Below are 19,185 nucleotides of genomic sequence, written 5' to 3'. Positions count from 1 at the left end.
TGCCATGCCCATGCTCGAAACCGGCCCGGCGGACCGGGCGTCCACGGCGGCGTCGCGGCCCCCCGGGGAACAGCGCCGCACGAGCGGCCCGCCGGTGCCGCCGCACCCGCCCGGCCGGGACGTCGTGCTGGTCGGCGCCGGGATCGTCAACCTCGTCACCGCCTGGTACCTGCTGCGGGCCGGCCACCGGCTGCGGATCCTGGACGCGCGGCCCGACCCGAGGAAGGACCTGCACTGGTCCGCCTACGGGTGCAGCCGGGCCGGCGGCGACGCCCGGATGTTCACCCTGACCGAGGCCGACGACTACCACGCGAAGACCTCCGCCGACCGGCCCGCCGTCAACGGGGTGTTCCGCCGCTCCCTCGACGCCCGGGGCTGGAACGTCAGGGCGGCGCCGTTCTCCGCCGCCGAGGAGCGCTGGGTCCGCGACTTCGAGAGCGTGCCGGCCCGGCTGGCCCGCACCTACGACGCGGACATCCTCTCCTTCAACCGCGAGAGCCGCGGGCTCTGGCGCGCCCTGATCGAGGAGCACCCCGAGCTCTTCGCGGACACCGGCCACCGGCCGGGCATCCTGCGCCTCTACACCGACCGGGAGCAGTTCGAACGGTCGGTCCTGCGGCACACCGGCCTCGACGCGGTGCGCCGCGTGCTCGAACCGGCCGACGTGCGCCGCCACCACCCCGGGCTCGCCGGCGCGACCGCCGACCTGGCCGGCGGGCTGGAGGTCCCCGGCTTCACGGTCAACGTGCACCGCCTCCTCGACCGGATGGTCTCCCGTCTGGAGCAGGCCGGGGCGGAGTTCGGCTGGTCCACCCCGGTCGAGCGGATCGAGTGGGCCGACGGCGGCCGGATGGGCGGCCTGCGGGCCGCGGGTGCCCTGGTGACCGCCGACCACTACGTGCTCTCGCCGGGGGCGCACGGCGGCGACCTGCTGGCCGGCACCCGCTCCGAGGGCCGGATCCACGGCGTGCTGGGCGTCTGGCTCACCCTGCCGCACCCCGGACCGGAGCTGCGCCACTCGCTCAAGATCGCCCGGCGCGGCCACCTCACCGAGGACGCCAACGTGACCCTGGGCACCGACGAGCGCGGCCGCCCCGTCCTCGTCGTGGGCTCCGGCTACGGCTACCTCGGCGCGGACGGCACCGACGCCGATCCCGCCGCGCTGGCGACGATGTTCGCCGCCGTCGAGGACACCTGCCGGGCGTTCTTCCCCGAGGCCCACGCCCGGGCCTCCCGCGACGGCTCCCTGCGGCGCAGCCGCCGGATCTGCGTCAGACCCTGGACGGCGGCCAACCTCGGGATCTTCGAGGCGGTGCCGACCGTGGCGGGCGGCGTCGGCGTCGTCACCGGCGGCCACAACACGGGCGGCTTCGCCCAGGCGCCGAGCGTGGCCCGGGCCGTGGTGGCCGCGCTGGCGGGCCGGGCGCACCCGATGCACGAGCTGTACGACCCCGAGCGGCTGGACCGGTTCCTGCGGCCCGCCGCGGCGGGCGGGGCCGGGTCCTCCGGGCGCGCCCTCGCCGTCTCCTCCGGCGGGGGGCCGCGATGAAGCTGACCCGCACGGGAGGGAACACGTGGCAGGCCGTGCCGACCGCCCCCGGCGAGCGCCTGCGGGTGGCCGTGCTCTGCTCGGACGACCCGCAGCACGCCTACCTGGTGTCCCGGATCTCCCGCGAACTGGACCTCGTGGGGGTGATCGTCGAGCCGGGCGCCGCGCAGCAGCGGCGGCTCTGGACGCGGCGTGCGTGGACCGACGCCCTCGCCCGCGCCTACCAGGTCCGGCGCCAGCGCTTCACCGGCCGCTCCGCCTACCGGCGGCGCTACTTCGCCGCGCTGACCGGAGCCGACGCCCCGCCCGCGGAGCGGGTGCGGAGCGTCGACTGGATCAACTCGGCGGAGGCCACCGCCCACCTGGAGGAGCTGCGCCCGGACGTGACCGTGGTCTGCGGGACCACCTACCTCAGGTCCGCGACCGTCGCGGCCGGCGGGCTGATGATCAACATCCACGGCGGCCACCTGCCGGAGTACAAGGGCAACCACTGCGTGTTCTTCGCCTACCTGCGCAAGGACTACCGGCGGATCGGCGCCAGTCTGCACCTCGTCGCCGCCCGGCTGGACGGCGGCGCGCTGCTGGAGGTCGTCCGTCCCGGCATCCGCCCGCAGGACAACGACGAGCACCTCTACGACCGGGCGGTCCACCTGGCCATCGACCGCCTGGTGGAGATCCTCGCGGCACTGGAGGGCGGGCAGGTCCTGCTGCGCACCACCCCGCAGGAGGACACGGGGGAGACCTTCCGGCACCGCAGCCGCAAGCCGCACCTCGACCTGTGGGCGTGGCTGCGGATCCGGACGGGGCTGGAACGGGTCCCGCACCTTCCCCGGGAGCCGGAACCGGTCCGTTGCCTGGTGCCGCACGAGCCGCACGAGCCGGCGCCGCACGAGCCCGGCTGAGCCGGCCGCCGCGGGGCGGTGGGGGGCGCCCGGTCCTCGGCCCGGGCGCCCTCCGCGCTCAGCCGAGGTAGTCCTCCGGGGCGGAGCCGCGGCGGACGGTGTCCAGGGTGAAGCAGTGCAGCCCGCCGCCGAACAGCCGCCGGTGGCGGTGGCGGACCGGGACGGTGGTGAAGCCGTGCCGCTCCAGGGTGCGCCGCAGCTCGGGGCAGGCCTCGTTCACCAGGACCGTCTCCTCGTCGATCGACAGGACGTTGAGGTCGATGTACGGGCTGGTGAGCACCAGGTCGTCGTCGTCGTACGTCGGGAAGGCGTTGACCTCCGGCTCGGGCGCGAAGATCATGTCCCACTTGCGCAGAGGCTCGGGCAGCAGCTCCGCCACCTGCGGCGTGCGCACCAGGAGCTTCCCCGGCCGCAGCGCGAGCACCATGCTGTCGATGTGGTTGTCCGTCAGCGCGACGCGGTGGATCCGGAACCGGCCCTCCAGGTGGCGCTCCAGCCAGTCGCACCCCAGGGCGTGGTTCGCGGTCGAGACGTTGACCATCAGGTCCCGGCCGAGGCGCAGGCACTGGGCGCCGTCGATCATCATCTCGAAGCCCAGGTCGTAGGGCGACGCCTGCGGTTCGGGGATGAACTCGGCCGGGCTGCCGGGCGAGCGTTCGGCGTAGGACGGGTCGAAGGAGGCGTCCGTCATCACCGGCCGGGGCATCACCGTCCACCGGGCGCCCTGCTCGAAGTACCCCTGGAAGACCTTCTTCAGCAGCTGCGTCTCGAAGTACCGGGAGCGCACCTGCGGCGGGGTCTCGACGATCTCGTCGCCCAGGATGAGCGTGTTGTCCCGGATGTTCAGCGGCGGCAGGACCGCGGCGGGCCAGGCGAGGGTCTCCACCCGGGTCACCTCGGCCAGCGGCATCGGCCGGTGCACCGTGACCCCGAGGGACTGCAGGGTCCGGGCGATGCCCTCGACGTCCTCGTTCAGCTCCTCGACGTACCGCCTCTTGATCGTCGACCGCGGGCCCGCCGTGCGGCCGCCGCCCTCCTCGGGCGGGGCCACCACCGGGTAGTACTGCTGGTCGTAGAAGGACCGCTGGGTGGCCAGGTTGTCGTAGAAGAACAGCCGGAACGACAGTTCCTGCTCGTGCGTCGTGTAGTTCTCGGCCGATCCGACGATCACTTCCTGGAGCGGTGACCAACCGTCGTAGCTGTTCAGGCGCATGGGCCTGCCTCCTCCGTGGTGTGCGAATGTTGCGGCGCCGGCGCGCCGTCGACCAGCCGTGCCAGGGTCGCCGGGGTGGGATCGGCCAGGAAGGCCGGCAGCGGGACGTCCACGCCGTACTCCGCCCGGACCCGGTCCAGCAGGTGCATGACCCGGGCGGAATCACCCCCGGCGGCGAAGAAGTGGTCCCGGAGCGTGGCGGTCGGACGGGCGAGGACCTCGCACCAGAGCGCGGCGATCCGGCGCTCCCGGGCCGTCCGCGGGGTGTCGTCCTGCTCCGCCGCGGCGGGGGCGGGCAGCCGTGCGGGGTCGAGCCGGCCCGCCGGGTCGAGCGGCAGCCGGGGCAGCACGACGAGCCGGGTCGGCACCGCGTACTCGGGCAGCAGCGAGTGCAGGTAGCGGAGCAGTTCCCCGGGCGCCGCGGCCTGCGGGCCCGGCGAGGTGAGGTACCCGGTCAGCCGGTGGCCGGGCGCGGCGTCCGGGTCGGCCAGTACGGCGGCGTGCCGGACCGTCGGGTGGGCGCGGAGCAGCACCTCCGCCTCGGCCGGCTCCGACCGCTGCCACGGGTCCGCCGGGCCCCCGTCGGCGCCGGTGGCGCCGAGCAGCTCGGCCCCGGCGAAGGCCCGCGCGGCGTGCTGCGCGTCACGCGCGGTGAACCCCTCCCCGTCGAGCAGGACGGCCCGCGGCCCGGGCACCGGGGCACCGGCCGCCGACTGGACGAGGAGGAGCCGCAGCAGGTCGGGCGTGCAGGCCAGCACGGTCGCCCGGTGCCGGACGAGTTCGCCCAGCAGGGTGGCCCGGGGCGTGGCCCGCGGGTCGACCAGGTGCAGGCTCGCACCGGTGAGCAGCGCGCCCAACAGCTCCGGCGCCGGGCCGTCGGCGGCGCCGTGCGCGAGCAGCGGCACCCGGTCCTCGGCGGTGAGGCCCAGCCGGTCGGCGAACCGCAGCGCCCGGGTGAGCAGGTCCCGTCCGGTCAGGCCCTGCGGCGCGGCGCCGGCCCCGGCGGGCGGCCGGAGGCGGGCGAGCGCCCCGGGGGTGTCCGCGGGCGCGAACGGCGGCGGGGGCGTCCCCTCGTCGGTGGCCGTCAGGACCGGGCGTCCCTCGGCCAGGCGCCCGGCCGCCCCGGCGTGGGCGGCGTCGGCCAGCAGCAGGTCCGGTCCGCTGGCGGCGACGGCGGCGGACAGCCGCGCCGGGGACTGCTGGAGGTCCAGCGGCAGGTAGGCGGCGCCGGCCTTCAGCGCCGCCAGCACCGCCGCGATCAGCCCGATGTCGTGGCCGTGCACCAGCCCGATCCGGGCTCCGGGACCGGCGGCCGCCAGCACCCGGGCGGCCAGTGCGTCGGAGACGGCGTCCAGCTCGCGGTAGGTCCAGGCGCCTGCGGGGCCCTGCACGGCGAGCCGCTCGCCGGACCGGGCGACGACCGCGCGGAACCGCCGGACCGGGCTGTCGTCGGAGGGGGCCGGGGGGCCGGGCTCGGTGGGGTTCCGGGTCATGCTGCTCTCCTCCTCATGGCGGGTTCCTCTCAGGCGGGGGCGAACAGCTCGCCGAGCTGCTGGTTGACCTCCCAGGCCTCGTCCAGGTCGGGTGCCACGGTGCAGTACGTCGCCCCCTGCCGGGTCCCGTCGTAGCCGCTGACGATCAGCACCCCGGTCCGGGTGGCCGGGTCGTAGGCGAGCCCCGCGCCCGCGACGGCGGCCCGCATCGCGTCGAACGAGGGGGTGGCCCAGCCCCGCGGCCACACGTTGGTGAGCAGGACCCGGTCCTTGGTGTAGCCCGGCCCCACCACGACCTCGCCGAGCACGTGGTAGGAGTGCGTGGAGCTGGTGATGCGGCCGTTCCACTCGGTGAACAGGACCTGCCGGTCCGGGGTGATGACCGCGTCGGCGCTCAGCCAGCCCCGGTAGCCCATCGCGTGCAGCGGCGCGCAGACCTTCCGTCCGCCCTCGATCAGCTCGGCCTGCAGCTCGGCGTCGAGCTCGGGCGGCGTCACCTCGTTGAGGTAGCGCGGGGCGTGCATCAGCTCGCCGATCCCGCCGAACACGGCCCCGCCGTCCTCGATGCGGAACTCGGCGTAGTAGGCGCGGCTGTCGTTGAAGTAGCGCTCGGCCACCACCAGGTGCGCCCCGCCGTCGGTGAGCCAGTCCCAGTGGGCGGCCAGGTACGCGCGCACTCCCGCCCGGTCCGTCACCTGCACGGTCCGCCGGGCCCCGACCGGCCGCATCCCCGCCACCGGGCTCAGCACCTCGTTGCCTGCGCCGCCGGCGCCGTACTCCAGCTTCACCATGACGCTGTGGCCCTGCTCGATCAGCGCGGTGATCGCGTCCTCGGCGGCCCGGGCGTCGGCGCACACCGCGCCCGGGGAGAGCGGAGCGCCCGCGCCCGCCGCCGCGGCCCGGAAGACCGCCTTGCTGCTGACGACGGCGCCGCCGCGCTGGCCAATGAAGGCGTGCCCGGCCAGCGCGGCCGGGTCGCCCAGCCGCTCGGCGAGCACCGCCACCGACACGTCGGGCCAGAGCGGGACCACCTCCGCCGGCGGCCGGCCGCCGAGCGCGGCCAGCACCTCGGCGGCCAGCCGCGGATCGGTGAGCTGCTCCGGGGTGAGCATGCCCGACGCGGACGACGAGGCGGTGGGCGGTACGACGACGGTGAGCGTCCGCCGGTCGACGCCGGTGTGCCCGGTCACGTAGGTCAGGAACGACTCCTCGGGAATCGCCGGAAGCACCAGGACGTCATGGTCGCGGGCGAACCAGATGAAATGGTCCACCCACCAGACGGCTCCTTCGCTGTGGCCGCCCAGATTCCCGTCCCAGTCATTGCCTATGAGGACTCTTGCCATCTCGGCCTCTCCGTGGAAACCATGGCGGGTGAGGACCAGTCAGCTCGGAACCCGCCCCGCCGGATGATGTCACAGAAGGTCCGGCGTGCAAGCGGAACGGATTGCCGACCGCGTCGCGCGCGGGACGGAAAAAGCGATTTCCCCGGAATTCCGTCAGGGAGGTGCGGGTCCATGACCGAATCGACAGCCGCTGCGGTGCCGGAGCGGCAGCGGCGGACGGTGCGGGTGTGCGACACGCTCGCGGCGGTGCCGCCGCAGAGCTGGGCACCGGTGGCCGCCCGGGCCGGGCTGTACTCCTCGCACGCGTGGCTGACGCTGGTCGAGCAGGAGACCGAGGGGCTCTGCCGCTACCTGCTGGTCCACGACGACGCCGGGCTCGCCGGCGCCCTGCCGGTCTACCTGACGGCCGACGAGCCTAACCCGTACTACGACCCGCGCTCGGTCTTCCGCGCCGCCGTCCCGGGGCGCGGCGGACGGTACTGCGTGGCCGGCAGCCGCAGCGGCTACAGCAACGAACTGCTGCTGGCCGACCGGCTCGGCGAGGCCGGCCGGCGGGCCACGGCGGCGCTGCTGCTCGACGAACTCGCCCTGCTGGCACGGGAGGAGGAGCAGCAGCACGCCTTCCTCCTCTACCTGAACGAGCGCGGTCTGCGGCAGGTCGCGGGCGCCGCCGAGGGCCTCGCCCCGGTGCTCGGCTACAGCGGGGACGCCTGGCTCGACGTTCCCGGCGAGGGCTTCGGGGACTACCTCGCCGCGCTCACCTCCAGCCGGCGCTGGACCGTGCGCAAGGAACTGCGGGGCTTCGCCGCGGAGGGCCTGCGCACGGTCCGCACCGATCCGCGGGAACGGCTCGACCTGGTGGTGGAGTTCGCGCGGCGGGGCAACGAGAAGTACGGGATCGTCGAGGACGGCGCGGCGCTGCGCACCCGGTTCGAGCGGCAGTGCGCCGCCTTCGGCGAGCAGGGGGTGCTGTTCGAGGCCCGGCGCGGGCGGACGGTCCTGGGCGTGGCGCTCTGCTACCGCTGGGAGGACCGGCTGCACCTGCGGATGGCCGGGTTCGACACGGCGGTGCCGGCCCGCGCCTACGCCTACTTCAACGTGGTGATCTACGAGTCGCTGCGGTACTGCTACGAGACCGGCCTGCGCGGCGTCCACCTGGGCACCGGGTCCCACGACGCCAAGGGCGGCCGGGGCGCCCGGATCGGCCCGCTGGCCTCCGTGGCGCTGCCCGCGGCCGGGGCGGACGGCGCCGATCCGGCCGCGCCGGCCGCCCGGGCCGGGGTCCGCCGGTACTGGCGGCAGCAGAGCGCGAGGCGCCCGCAGCTGTTCGACGAGGAGCAGTGGCGGCCGTGGCTCGGCGACTGAGCGCGCCGGGCGGGGTACGAAGAGCCATCGGTGCCCGTCGATCTGACGGCATGTCATGATGCTGGCGCGCAGCCGCGGACTCGTCCGGGGATGGACAGACGATCCGCCCCCCATGGTTAATGGCTCTGCCGACGACCGCCTGCGGGAAGACCGGCACCGTTCGACGACATGGTGCGTGTGCGGAGCCGGCGCCGACCGATCCCGGTTCCAGAGGAGATTGAGGGCTGAGTGGTGCGGAACTTCCCCGATACCGATCCCGGGGTACCGGACATTCGCGGACCGTGGCGATATCTGCTGTGGCTGGCCGCCCGGCACCGGCGCGTCCTCGTGCTCGACTCCGTCTTCAACATGCTCTGGGCGGGCGGTCTGGCCCTGACCCCGGCCATGATCGGGCAGGCCATCAACGACGGCCTGGTCGCGCGGGACCAGACGGCCCTGGTCGGCTGGGGCCTCGCGGTGCTCGCACTGGGCGTCGGCACGGCGCTGTCCGCCATGGCGGTGGAGCGCCTGGAGCTCCGGGCCAAGGTCGAACCCGGCTACCGCACCATGCAGTTCGTCACCCGGCGGACCTGCGAGCTGGGCTCGGCGGTCGACCGGAAGGTCTCGGCCGGGGACCTCGTCACCGTCGGCGTCTCGGACATCGAACTGATCGGCGCGACCTTCCAGTACGGCGCCCGCGGCGCCGGCGGCGTGGTCGGGTCCGTCCTCGTCGCCGCGCTCATGCTGGCCGCGTCCTGGCAGGTCGGCCTGCTGGTGCTGATCGCCGTGCCGGTCATCCTGGTCGTCACCACCCGGCTGGCCCGCGTGCTGCGCACCCGGCAGGCCGCGCTGCGCACGCAGCAGCGCGAACTCACCGACCAGGCCGTCGACATCGTCCGCGGACTGCGGGTGCTGCGGGGCATAGGCGGCGAGGAGCCGTTCGCCGCCCGCTACCGCGCGGGATCGCAGCGACTCCGCTCCACCGCGCTGCGGCAGGCCGCGGCGTCGGCGATGGTCGGCGCGACCAGGACCCTCCTGCCCGGACTGCTGCTCGCCGGTGTGGTGGCGCTGTCCGCGGAGCTGGTGCTCGGCGGGCACCTGAGCGCCGGACAGATGGTGGCCTTCTACGGGTACGCCGGCTACCTGACCATTCCGCTCAACCAGATGACCCTCGCCGTCTCGACGGCCATGCAGGGCCACGTCGCCGCCGCCAACGTCGTCCGGCTGCTCGGTACCGAACCCGACCTCGCGCCGGGCCCGCGGACGGGCGCGATGCCCGGTCCCGGCCCGCTGGCCGACCCCGAATCCGGCCTGCTGGTGCCCGCCGACGGGCTCACCGCCGTGGTCTGCTCCCCGGCCGACGCGATCGGCCTGGCCGACCGGCTGGGACGCTACACCGACTCCGGCGCCACGTACGCCGGGCAGCCACTGGCCGGCCTGCCGCTGGCCGCCGTCCGTGAGCACATCCTGGTCGGCTCCGCCGACGCGCACCTGTTCGCCGGACCGCTGCGCCGCGAGCTCGTCCCGCCCGGCCCGTCGGAGTCGTCGGACCGGGCGGACCGGGCGGACCGGTCGGAGGCACCGGACGGCCCCGACGCCGACGACCGGCTGCGGGCGGCCGTCGACGCGGCCGCCGCCCGGGACATCGTCGACGCACTGCCGGACCACCTGGAGACCGAAGTCGCCGCGGGCGGGCGGGAGTTCTCCGGCGGCCAGCAGCAGCGCCTGCGCCTGGCACGCGCCCTGCGCTGCGATCCGGAGGTGTTGATCCTGATCGATCCGACCAGCGCCGTCGACGCGCACACGGAGAGCCGGATGGCCGAGGGGATAGCCACGCTGCGCCGGGGACGCGCCACCCTCGTCCTCACCACCAGCGTGCCGCTGCTGCACCGGGCGGACCGCGTGGTCCTGGTGCTCGACGGCGCGGTGGCGGCCGAGGGGTCGCACGAAGCGCTGCTGGCCGATCCGCGCTACCGGTCCCTGGTGGACCGCTGGGTGGCCGTCGGATGAGCGCGCTCCCCGTCGCCACCCGTCGCGAGCTGCGCGCCTGGGCGTGGCACGCCGTCCGGACCCACCGCGCCGGATTCGCCCTGGTGGTCGGCCTCCAGGCGCTCTCGGCGGTCGTCGGGCTGTTCGCCCCGTGGCTGCTCGGCAACCTGGTCGCGGACGTCACCCGCGGCCACGACACGGTGCTGCGCTCGGTCCTGCTGATCATCGCCTGCCTGACGGGCCAGGCCGTCCTGGTGCGACTGGCCGGGTACGCCGCGGCCGCGCTCGGGGAGAAGGTCCTCGCCGGGCTGCGCGAGGAGTTCGTGGCGGACCTGCTGGCGCTGCCGCCGGAGATCGTCGAGGACGCGGACGGCGGCGACCTGATCACCCGGACCACCCGGGACGTCTCCCTGATGTCCAACGCGGTGCGCTCCGCGATCCCGGCGACCATGATCTCGATCGGCCTGGTCGGGTTCACCTTCGGCGCCCTGCTGCTGGTCAGCCCGCTGCTGCTGCTGCCCGGCCTGCTCTCGGTGCCGGTGCTGTTCGTCACCGCCCGGTGGTACCTGCGGCGGGCGCACGAGGGCTACCTGCGCCAGGCCGCCGGCTACTCCCGGCTGACCGAGAGCCTGGCCGAGACCGTCGAGGGCGCCCGCACCGTCGAGGCCCTGCGGCTGACCGGCCGGCGGCTGGACCGGCTGAACCGGGACATCGCCGACTCCTACGCCGCCGAGCGCCACACGCTGCGGCTGCGCAACGTCCTCCTGCCGCTGTGCGACGCCAGCTACTCCCTGCCGGTGGCCGCGATGCTCATCGTCGGCGGCACGCTCTACCTGCACGGCACGGTGTCCCTGGCCGCCGTCACCGCCGGCACCCTGTACGCCTCGCAACTGCTCAACCCGCTGGACCAGCTGGTCTCCTGGATGGACGAACTCCAGTCGGCGGGGGCCGCGCTGGCCCGGCTGCTGGGCCTCGCGCGGTTCCGGACGCCGGCCCCGGCACCGGCCGCTCCCGCCGCCGTGGTGTCCGGCGCCGCCGTGCCGGCCGTGGCGTCCGGCGCCGCCGTGCCGGCCGTCGCGTCCGGCGCCGCCACCGTGCCGCCACCGCGGGCGGGGGACATCGAGGTCCGGGACCTGCGCTACGCCTACCGGCCGGAGCACGAAGTGCTGCGCGGCATCGACCTGACCGTCCGGCAGGGCGAGTGGCTGGCCGTCGTCGGCCCCTCGGGCGCCGGCAAGTCCACCCTCGCCAAGCTGCTGGCCGGGATCTACCGGCCGCACGGCGGCGGCATCACCGTCGGCGGCCGGGACCTCGGTGCGCCGGGGGCCGCCGGACGGCGCGGCACGGTGGCCCTGGTGACCCAGGAGCACCACGTCTTCCGCGGCACGCTGCGCGACAACCTGACCATCGGCCGGTCCGGGGCGGGGGAGGCGGAGATCACCGCCGCCCTGGCCGCCGTCGGAGCGCAGGAGTGGGCGCGGACCCTCGGGCTGGACAGCCCGGTCGGGCGCGGGGGCGCGGCGCTGGACCCGGCGAAGGTGCAGCAACTGGCGCTGGCCCGGCTGATCATCGCGGATCCGGACGTCCTCGTGCTGGACGAGGCGACCTCGCTGCTGGACCCCCGGGCCGCCCGGCAGCTGGAGCGGTCGCTGGCCGCCGTCACGGCGGGCCGGACGGTGGTCGCCGTGGTGCACCGGCTGCACACGGCCCGGGACGCCGACCGGATCGCCGTCCTCGACGAGGGCCGGATCACCGAGTTCGGCACCCATGACGAACTGCTCGCCAAGAACGGCGCCTACGCGGGCCTGTGGCGTGCCTGGCAGGGCTGACCCGGACCGGGCCCCGCAGCGGTGCCCGCCGAATCCCACGGGGGGACTGGCGCGATGAACCATCGGATCCTGCAACAGGTGCGGGCGGCCTGGGGGGACGTCTTCGGGAACCCCCCGCCCGACCCGGACCGGGACTTCTTCGCCTGCGGCGGCAACTCGCTCCTCGCGATCAGGCTGCAGCGGGCCCTGCTCGACCGGACCGGGACGGCCGTCGGCGTCGCGGACCTCCTGCGCCACCGGACGATCGCCGCCCAGGCCGCACACCTCGGCCTCGCGGGCGGCCGGGACGGCGCGGACGGCCGGGCGGGCGAGAACGACGGGGGCGGCCCGGCCGGGGCGCCCGGACACGCATGACGAACGGTCGGCCACCGAGGCGGGATCTCCTTCCAGGATCAGGGGTAACAGATGCCAGACGACGTCCTGCTGCCGGTCTCCTTCGCCCAGCAGCGGCTGTGGTTCCTGGATCAGCTCGCGCCGGGCAGCGCCGAGTACCTGATCCCCGTCGTCCTGCGGCTGACCGGCATCCCGGACGTCGCGGCACTGTCCGCCGCGGTGGCCGATCTGGCGGCCCGGCACGAGTCCCTGCGGACGGTGTTCCGCGAGCATGACGGCCGGCCGGTGCAACTGGTGCGCGACCCCGACCCGGACGTGCTGCGGGTGGCCGACGGGCCGGCGGATCCGGCCCGCGCCGCGGCCGCGGCGGTGGCGCCGATGGATCTCGAACACGGCCCGCTGTTCCGGGCCGTGCTCTTCCGCCAGGGCCCGGACGACCACCTGCTCGCGCTGACGATCCATCACATCGTGGCCGACGGATGGTCGCTGGGCATCATCGCCGACGAGCTGAGCGCGTGCTACGCCGCCCGCCGCGCCGGCCGGGCCCCCGACCTGCCGGAACTGCCGATCCAGTACCCCGACTTCGCGCTCTGGCAGCGGGAGCGGCTGGACGGGCCGGTGCTCGCCGGGCAACTGGCCCACTGGATCGGGGAGCTGGACGGCCTGGCGCCGGTGGAGCTGCCCACCGACCGGCCCCGGCCGGCGGTCCGCTCCGCGCGCGGGGCGACGGTGTGCTTCGACGTCCCGGCGGCCCTGTCCGCACGGCTGAAGGAGCTGTTCGCCGCGCACCGGGTCACTCCGTTCATGGGGCTGCTGGCGGTGTTCCAGGTGCTGCTGGCCAACTACTGCGGACAGCGGGACGTCGCGGTCGGGACACCGGTCGCGGGCCGCAACCACGACGGGACCGAGGCCCTCGTCGGCTTCTTCGTGAACACCCTGGTGATGCGGGCGGACCTGACCGGCGACCCGTCGTTCACCCGGCTGCTGGCGCAGGTCCGGGAACGGGCGCTGGCCGCCTACGACCACCAGGACCTGCCGTTCGAGCGGCTCGTCGAGCACCTGGCCCCGGTCCGGGACCTCTCCCGCACGCCCCTGTTCCAGATCATGTTCAACCTTCAGGACACCGGGGCCGGGTCCGGCGGCTGGGACCTGCCCGGGCTGCGGGTCGACGTCCAGCCCCTGGCCTACGGGGTCGCCAAGTTCGACCTGTCCCTCGACCTGGCGGAGACCGGGACGGGCTTCACCGGCGTCCTGGAGTACGCCACCGACCTCTTCGACCGGGCGACCGTCGAGCGGATGGCCACCCACTTCCGGGCCCTGCTCGCCGCGGCGGCGGCGGACCCGGCGGCCGCCGTCTCGCGGCTGCCGATGCTCGGCGCCGACGAGCAGCACCGGATGCTGACCGAGTGGAACCGGACCGGGGCGCCCGTCCCGCAGGCCTGTGTGCACGAGCTGGTGTCCCGGCAGGCCGCCGCGACATCGGAACGGATCGCGCTGGTCTGCGGGGAGAGCCGGCTCTCCTACCGCGAGCTGGAGGAGCGGTCCAACCGGCTCGCCCACCGGCTGATCCGGGCCGGGGTCGGACCGGAGACCCTGGTGGGCCTGTGCCTGGAGCGCGGCCCGCAGCTGCTCGTCGGCCTGCTGGCCGTCCTCAAGGCCGGCGGCGCCTACGTGCCCCTGGACCCGGCCCACCCGCGCGAACGGCTGGCGTTCATCCTGGACGACATCGCGGCGCCCGTCGTCCTCACCCAGCGCGGCCTGGCCGAGCGGCTCCCCACCGGGGAGCACCGGAGCGTGCTGTGCCTGGACGACGGCGGCGACGACGGCCTGCCGGTCACCGCCCCGCCGCCGCGGGCCACCCCGGCCAACCTCGCCTACCTCATCTACACCTCGGGGTCCACCGGCGCCCCCAAGGGCGTCCAGACCCGGCACGACAACGTCGTCAACGGCCTGTTCGCCATGCAGCAGGTGATGCGGCTGACCGGCGAGGACCGGCTGATGGCGGTCGCCCCGTACACCTTCGACCCCTCCACCGTGGACCTCCTGCTGCCGCTGCTCCGGGGAGCGCGGATCCACCTGGCCACCCGGGAGGAGACCACCTCGCCGGCCCGGTTCGCCGCGATGCTCGCCGAGGACGGCATCACCGTCCTTCAGGTCACCCCGTCGCTGTGGAAGCTGGTCGTCGAGGAGATCCCCGACCTGTCCGACCGCCTCCACGTGCTGCTCGGCGGCGAAGCCCTCGACCCCGCGCTCGCCGCCACCACGCGTCCGCTGGTCCGGCGGCTCACCAACGTCTACGGGCCGACGGAGACGACGATCTGGGCGCTCGCCTCGGAGGTCGGACCGGGGCGGACCCGGGCCGCGGCGGTGCCGGTCGGCCGTCCGCTCGCCAACACCCGGGTGTTTGTGTTGGACGGGTTCTTGAATCCGGTGCCGGTGGGGGTGGTGGGTGAGGTGTATGTGGCGGGTGTGGGGTTGGCGCGGGGGTTTTGGGGTCGGGCGGGGTTGACGGCGGGGCGGTTCGTGGCGTTTCCTTTCGGGGTGGGTGGGGAGCGGATGTATCGGACGGGGGATGTGGGGCGGTGGGGGGTGGAGGGGGAGTTGGAGTTCGTGGGGCGGTCGGATGATCAGGTGAAGGTGCGGGGGGTGCGGGTGGAGTTGGGTGAGGTGGAGGTGGTGGTGCGGGGGAGTGGGTTGGTGGGGGATGTGGTGGTGGTGGTGCGTGAGGATCGGGTGGGGGAGCGGCGGTTGGTGGCGTATGTGGTGCCGTTGGTGGGTGGTGCGGGGGTGGATGTGGTGGGTTTGCGGCGTGTGGTGGGGGAGCGGTTGCCGGAGGTGATGGTGCCGTTGGTGGTGGTGGTGGAGGGGTTGCCGTTGACGGTGAACGGGAAGGTGGATCGGGGGGCGTTGCCGGTTCCGGACGGGTCGCGGCCGGTGACGGGTGGGGTGTTCGTGGCGCCGGTGGGGCCGGTGCAGGAGACGATCGCGCGGGTCTGGGCGCAGGTGCTGGGGGTGGACCGGGTCGGGGCGCAGGACAACTTCTTCGAACTCGGCGGCCACTCCCTGCTGGCGACCAGGGTGATCTCCCGGCTGCGGAAGGAGTTCGGCTCCGGCCTCGGGGTGCACAGCCTGTTCACCGCCCCGACCGTGGCCGGACTGGCGGACGCGGTGCGGGCCGGCGGCGTCGTCGCGGCGGGCATGCCCGCCATCCGGCCGGTGCCGAGGCGGGGGGCGCTCCCGCCGTCCTTCGCGCAGGAACGGCTCTGGTTCCTGGACCAGCTCGCCCCGGACAGCACCGAGTACCTGCTCATGCGGGCCCTGCGGCTCACCGGGGAACTGGACCCGGATGCGCTGGAGCGGGCACTTTCGGAGCTCGTCGCCCGGCACGAGGTGCTGCGCACCGGGTTCGAGGCCGTGGCCGGTGCGCCGGTGCAGGTGATCGAGGAGCGGGTCGGGCCGGTGCTGGCGGTGACCGATCTGAGCGGGCTGCCGGCCGAGCGGGCGGAGGCGGAGCTGGCGGCGGCGGTGCGGGCCGAAGGGACCCGGCCGTTCGACCTGAGTGCGGCCCCGCTGCTGCGCGGCCGGCTGCTGCGGCTGCCCGGCGGCGACCACGTCCTGGTCCTGGTGGTGCACCACATCGCCGCCGACGGATGGTCGATGGGGGTGCTCACCCGCGAGCTCGCCGCGCTGTACGCGGCCCTGCGCGAGGGCCGGCCCTCGCCGCTCGCACCGCTGCCGGTCCAGTACGCCGACTTCGCGGTCGGGCAGCGGGAGTGGCTCCGGGGCGAGATCCTCGACCGCCAGCTGGACTACTGGCGCGAGCGGTTGAGCGGCCTGACGCCGTTGGATCTGCCCGCCGACCACCCGCGGCCGGCGGTGCGCTCCGGCCGGGGCGCCGAGTACGAGTTCACCGTCCCCCCGCAGGTGGCCTCGGCGCTGGGCGCGCTGTCCCGGCGGGAGGGCGCGACCATGTTCATGACCCTGCTGGCCGCCTTCCAGGTGCTGCTCTCCCGCCAGTGCGGGCAGCAGGACATCGCGGTGGGCACCCCGATCGCCAACCGCAACCACGCCGACACCGAGGGGCTCGTCGGGTTCTTCGTGAACACCCTGGTGATGCGGGCGGACCTGACCGGGAACCCGTCGTTCACCCGGCTGCTGGCGCAGGTCCGGGAACGGGCGCTGGCCGCCTACGACCACCAGGACCTGCCGTTCGAGCGCCTGGTGGAGGAACTGCGCCCGGAGCGCGACCTGAGCCGCCACCCGCTGTTCCAGGTGATGTTCCTCTTCCAGAACACCCCGGTGGTGCCCTTCGAGCTCGCGGGCACGACGGCGGCCCCGGTGGACTTCGCGGCCTCGGTGGCGAAGTTCGACCTGACCCTCTCGGTGCGGGAACGGGACGGACGGCTGGACTGCCTGTTCGAGTACAGCACGGACCTGTTCGAGCCCGGCACCGTCGCGCGGCTGGCGGGGAACCTCAATGAGCTGCTGGCCGGGATCGCAGCCGACCCGGACCGCCGGCTCTCCGGGCTGCCCGTCCTCACCGGTGCCGAGCGGCTGCTGCTGGAGCAGTGGAACGACACCGCCGCACCCGCGCCGAGCGACCGCTGCGTGCACGAGCTCTTCGAGGAGCAGGCCGCCCGCACACCCGACGCCCCCGCGGTGGTCGTCGGGGACGAGGTGCTGACCTACGGCGAGCTCAACCGGCGGGCCAACCGGCTCGCCCACCACCTCAGGGCCCTCGGCGCAGCGCCCGAGACACCGGTCGGGCTCTGCGTCGAGCGGTCGGCGGAGCTGGTCGTCGGCCTGCTCGGCATCCTCAAGTCCGGCGCCGCCTACGTGCCGCTGGACCCCGCCCACCCGACCCGGCGCCTGCGGGACGTCCTCGCCGACACCGGGGTGCCGCTGCTCGTCACCCAGCGGCACCTGCGCGAGCGGCTCGCCGTCGACGTCCCCGCCCTCTGCCTGGACGACGACGGGGACCGGCGGGCCGTCGCCGCCCGCCCCGACGACGACCCGGCGCCGTGGGCCGGACCGGCCAACCTCGCCTACGTGGTGTACACCTCGGGATCCACCGGCCTCCCGAAGGGCGTCGCCGTCCAGCACGGAGGCGTCTCGGCGTACCTCCGGTTCATCACCTCCGAGTACCGCGTCACCCCCGGGACCAGGGTGCTGCAGCTGGCGTCGATCGCCTTCGACGCCTCGGTGCGGGATCTGCTCGGGCCGCTGACCTGCGGTGCCACGGCGGTGCTCCTCGACCGGACGGGGCCGTTCGACCCGGCCGCGATCGCCGCCTGCATCGCCCGGCACCGGGTGGAGGTGCTGCTCAGCGTGGTCCCCTCGCAGCTGCGGGAGATCATGGCCGTCCCCGATGCGGAGCACTACCTGGCGTCGGTGCGGCTGACGGTGGCCGCCGGAGAGAGCCTGCGCCTCGCCGCCCGGCGGGGCGGGCCCGCGCTGCCCGGCCGGCTGGTGAACCAGTACGGCCCCACCGAGTGCACGATGACCTCCACCTTCCGGTACGCCGGGGAGGACTGGGCGGAGCGGGCCGAGGACGTCGTGGGCCGTCCGGTCGCGAACAAGCGGGTGTTTGTGTTGGACGGGTTCTTGAATCCGGTGCCGGTGGGGGTGGTGGGTGAGGTGTATGTGGCGGGTGTGGGGTTGGCGCGGGGGTATTGGGGTCGGGCGGGGTTGACGGCGGGGCGGTTCGTGGCGTGTCGTTTCGGGGTGGGTGGGGAGCGGATGTATCGGACGGGGGATGTGGGGCGGTGGGGGGTGGAGGGGGAGTTGGAGTTCGTGGGGCGGTCGGATGATCAGGTGAAGGTGCGGGGGGTGCGGGTGGTGTTGGGTGAGGTGGAGGTGGTGGTGCGGGGGAGTGGGTTGGTGGGGGATGTGGTGGTGGTGGTGCGTGAGGATCGGGTGGGGGAGCGGCGGTTGGTGGCGTATGTGGTGCCGTTGGTGGGTGGTGCGGGGGTGGATGTGGTGGGTTTGCGGCGTGTGGTGGGGGAGCGGTTGCCGGAGGTGATGGTGCCGTTGGTGGTGGTGGTGGAGGGGTTGCCGTTGACGGTGAACGGGAAGGTGGATCGGGGGGCGTTGCCGGTTCCGGACGGGTCGCGGCCGGTGACGGGTGGGGTGTTCGTGGCGCCGGTGGGGCCGGTGCAGGAGACGATCGCGCGGGTCTGGGCGCAGGTGCTGGGGGTGGACCGGGTCGGGGCGGAGGACAACTTCTTCGAACTCGGCGGCGACTCGATCCTCAGCATCAAGGCCGTCCACCGGGCCGGCCGTCTGGGGATCCACCTCACACCCCGGATGATGTTCCGTCACCAGACCGTCGCCCGGCTCGCCGCGAACCTCGGGCGGGACGTCCCCGGGGGCGCCGCCGCCACGACGGGCCGCGCCGTCGTGTCCCCGCTGAACGAGAGCACCGCCGACCGCGCCGTCTTCTGCTTCCCGGTGATCGCGGGGAACGTCACCGGCTACGTCCCGCTGGCCCGGGCGCTGCGGGACGAGGCCCGGGTGCTCGGCGTCGAACTCTCCTGGTGGGACGCACCGGACGGCGCCGAGTGGGACATCCGGGCGATGGCCCGCAGCTGCGCCGAGGCGATCCGGAGCAGCCGGCCCGGGGGCCGCTACCTGCTGGTGGGCTGGTCGTTCGGCGGTGTCCTGGCGACCGAGACGGCGCGGATCCTCGACGCGGCCGGGCACGCCGTGCGGGTCGTCGCGCTGGACACCCTCTTCCCCGGGGCCGGGTACCGGGCCGCCTCGCGCGGGACCGCCCGGACCATCGACGCCGTCCTCGCCCACCTGGCGGGCGGCCGGGAGCCGGACCGCGGTCTGCCGGACGACGTGCTGGCCCGGCTGCGTTCGCTGAACATCCCCCCGGAGCTGTACGAGGTCGCCGGCGACGACCTGGTGCGCCACCTGACCGTGATGCGGGGGCTCGGCACGGCCATCAGGGCCTACGCCCCCGCACCGGTGGACTTCCCCGTCACCCTCTACGAGGCGGCGGACCGGGTGCTGCCGGACTGGGTCGAGGGAACGGTCAAGGAGACGTGGCGCCCGTACGTGTCCGGCCTCGACGTGCGCGGCACCCCGGGCGACCACTACTCCTTCCTGCGCTACCCGATCGTCCGCTCCCTCGCCGAGAGCCTCCGCCAGGACATCCGCGACCACGCCTGAGCCCGCCCGCCGCC

10 protein-coding genes are annotated in these 19,185 nt (G+C 74.7%); 7 read left to right on the top strand and 3 right to left on the bottom strand.

Annotation, left to right across the window (positions count from 1 at the left end; all coding sequences use genetic code 11):
• Positions 1-4 precede the first annotated feature (4 nt).
• The gene (locus tag ACFXAM_RS08595) at positions 5-1,549 is read left to right on the top strand and encodes an NAD(P)/FAD-dependent oxidoreductase (RefSeq protein ID WP_380288810.1); all 1,545 of its coding nucleotides are present in this window, start codon (positions 5-7) and stop codon (positions 1,547-1,549) included.
• Positions 1,546-2,451: a formyl transferase gene (locus ACFXAM_RS08590; RefSeq protein ID WP_380288808.1), complete on the top strand. Its 906-nt coding sequence runs from the start codon at positions 1,546-1,548 to the stop codon at positions 2,449-2,451. Before ACFXAM_RS08595 ends, ACFXAM_RS08590 begins: the two co-directional genes overlap by 4 nt.
• A gap of 58 nt (positions 2,452-2,509) precedes the next feature.
• Here the strand turns inward: ACFXAM_RS08590 and ACFXAM_RS08585 are convergent, their stop codons facing one another.
• Genes ACFXAM_RS08585 through ACFXAM_RS08575 form a run of 3 tightly spaced genes read right to left on the bottom strand, consistent with a single transcriptional unit; the run spans position 2,510 to position 6,428 of the window.
• Positions 2,510-3,664: a glycine amidinotransferase gene (locus ACFXAM_RS08585; RefSeq protein WP_380288806.1), complete on the bottom strand. Its 1,155-nt coding sequence runs from the start codon at positions 3,662-3,664 to the stop codon at positions 2,510-2,512.
• Positions 3,655-5,157: an AMP-binding protein gene (locus tag ACFXAM_RS08580; RefSeq protein ID WP_380288804.1), complete on the bottom strand. Its 1,503-nt coding sequence runs from the start codon at positions 5,155-5,157 to the stop codon at positions 3,655-3,657. Before ACFXAM_RS08580 ends, ACFXAM_RS08585 begins: the two co-directional genes overlap by 10 nt.
• 29 nt (positions 5,158-5,186) lie before the next feature.
• Positions 5,187-6,428 carry a peptide ligase PGM1-related protein gene (locus tag ACFXAM_RS08575; RefSeq protein WP_380288802.1) on the bottom strand — a complete coding sequence of 414 codons (1,242 nt, stop codon included), beginning with the start codon at positions 6,426-6,428 and terminating at the stop codon, positions 5,187-5,189.
• Positions 6,429-6,671: 243 nt separating this feature from the next.
• Here ACFXAM_RS08575 and ACFXAM_RS08570 point away from each other — a divergent pair, with 243 nt between their 5' ends.
• From ACFXAM_RS08570 to ACFXAM_RS08550, 5 genes are all read left to right on the top strand, one after another.
• On the top strand, positions 6,672-7,865 hold the full coding sequence (locus ACFXAM_RS08570; protein WP_380288800.1) for a GNAT family N-acetyltransferase: 1,194 nt from the start codon (positions 6,672-6,674) through the stop codon (positions 7,863-7,865).
• A 228-nt stretch (positions 7,866-8,093) separates the two neighbouring features.
• The gene (locus ACFXAM_RS08565) at positions 8,094-9,854 is read left to right on the top strand and encodes an ABC transporter transmembrane domain-containing protein (RefSeq protein ID WP_380288798.1); all 1,761 of its coding nucleotides are present in this window, start codon (positions 8,094-8,096) and stop codon (positions 9,852-9,854) included.
• Positions 9,851-11,662, top strand: coding sequence for an ABC transporter ATP-binding protein (locus tag ACFXAM_RS08560; RefSeq protein ID WP_380288796.1), 1,812 nt, complete (start codon positions 9,851-9,853; stop codon positions 11,660-11,662). Before ACFXAM_RS08565 ends, ACFXAM_RS08560 begins: the two co-directional genes overlap by 4 nt.
• Before the next feature lie 54 nt (positions 11,663-11,716).
• Complete coding sequence (locus tag ACFXAM_RS08555) at positions 11,717-12,016, top strand: acyl carrier protein (RefSeq protein ID WP_380288794.1); 300 nt, start codon at positions 11,717-11,719, stop codon at positions 12,014-12,016.
• Between the two features lie 51 nt (positions 12,017-12,067).
• Positions 12,068-19,171 carry an amino acid adenylation domain-containing protein gene (locus ACFXAM_RS08550; protein WP_380288792.1) on the top strand — a complete coding sequence of 2,368 codons (7,104 nt, stop codon included), beginning with the start codon at positions 12,068-12,070 and terminating at the stop codon, positions 19,169-19,171.
• Positions 19,172-19,185 lie beyond the last annotated feature (14 nt).

This window comes from Kitasatospora sp. NPDC059462 (genome assembly GCF_042749955.1).
Lineage (GTDB): Bacteria > Actinomycetota > Actinomycetes > Streptomycetales > Streptomycetaceae > Kitasatospora.
Note: the sequence above shows the minus strand (reverse complement) of the source record. Positions and strands in the feature narration are given on the sequence as shown.

Coding starts and splice junctions, on each gene's coding strand:
- ACFXAM_RS08550 (WP_380288792.1), top strand. CDS start 12,068: ATGCCAGACGACGTCCTGCTGCCGGTCTCCTTCGCCCAGCAGCGGCTG.
- ACFXAM_RS08560 (WP_380288796.1), top strand. CDS start 9,851: ATGAGCGCGCTCCCCGTCGCCACCCGTCGCGAGCTGCGCGCCTGGGCG.
- ACFXAM_RS08570 (WP_380288800.1), top strand. CDS start 6,672: ATGACCGAATCGACAGCCGCTGCGGTGCCGGAGCGGCAGCGGCGGACG.
- ACFXAM_RS08555 (WP_380288794.1), top strand. CDS start 11,717: ATGAACCATCGGATCCTGCAACAGGTGCGGGCGGCCTGGGGGGACGTC.
- ACFXAM_RS08580 (WP_380288804.1), bottom strand. CDS start 5,157: ATGACCCGGAACCCCACCGAGCCCGGCCCCCCGGCCCCCTCCGACGAC.
- ACFXAM_RS08590 (WP_380288808.1), top strand. CDS start 1,546: ATGAAGCTGACCCGCACGGGAGGGAACACGTGGCAGGCCGTGCCGACC.
- ACFXAM_RS08595 (WP_380288810.1), top strand. CDS start 5: ATGCCCATGCTCGAAACCGGCCCGGCGGACCGGGCGTCCACGGCGGCG.
- ACFXAM_RS08585 (WP_380288806.1), bottom strand. CDS start 3,664: ATGCGCCTGAACAGCTACGACGGTTGGTCACCGCTCCAGGAAGTGATC.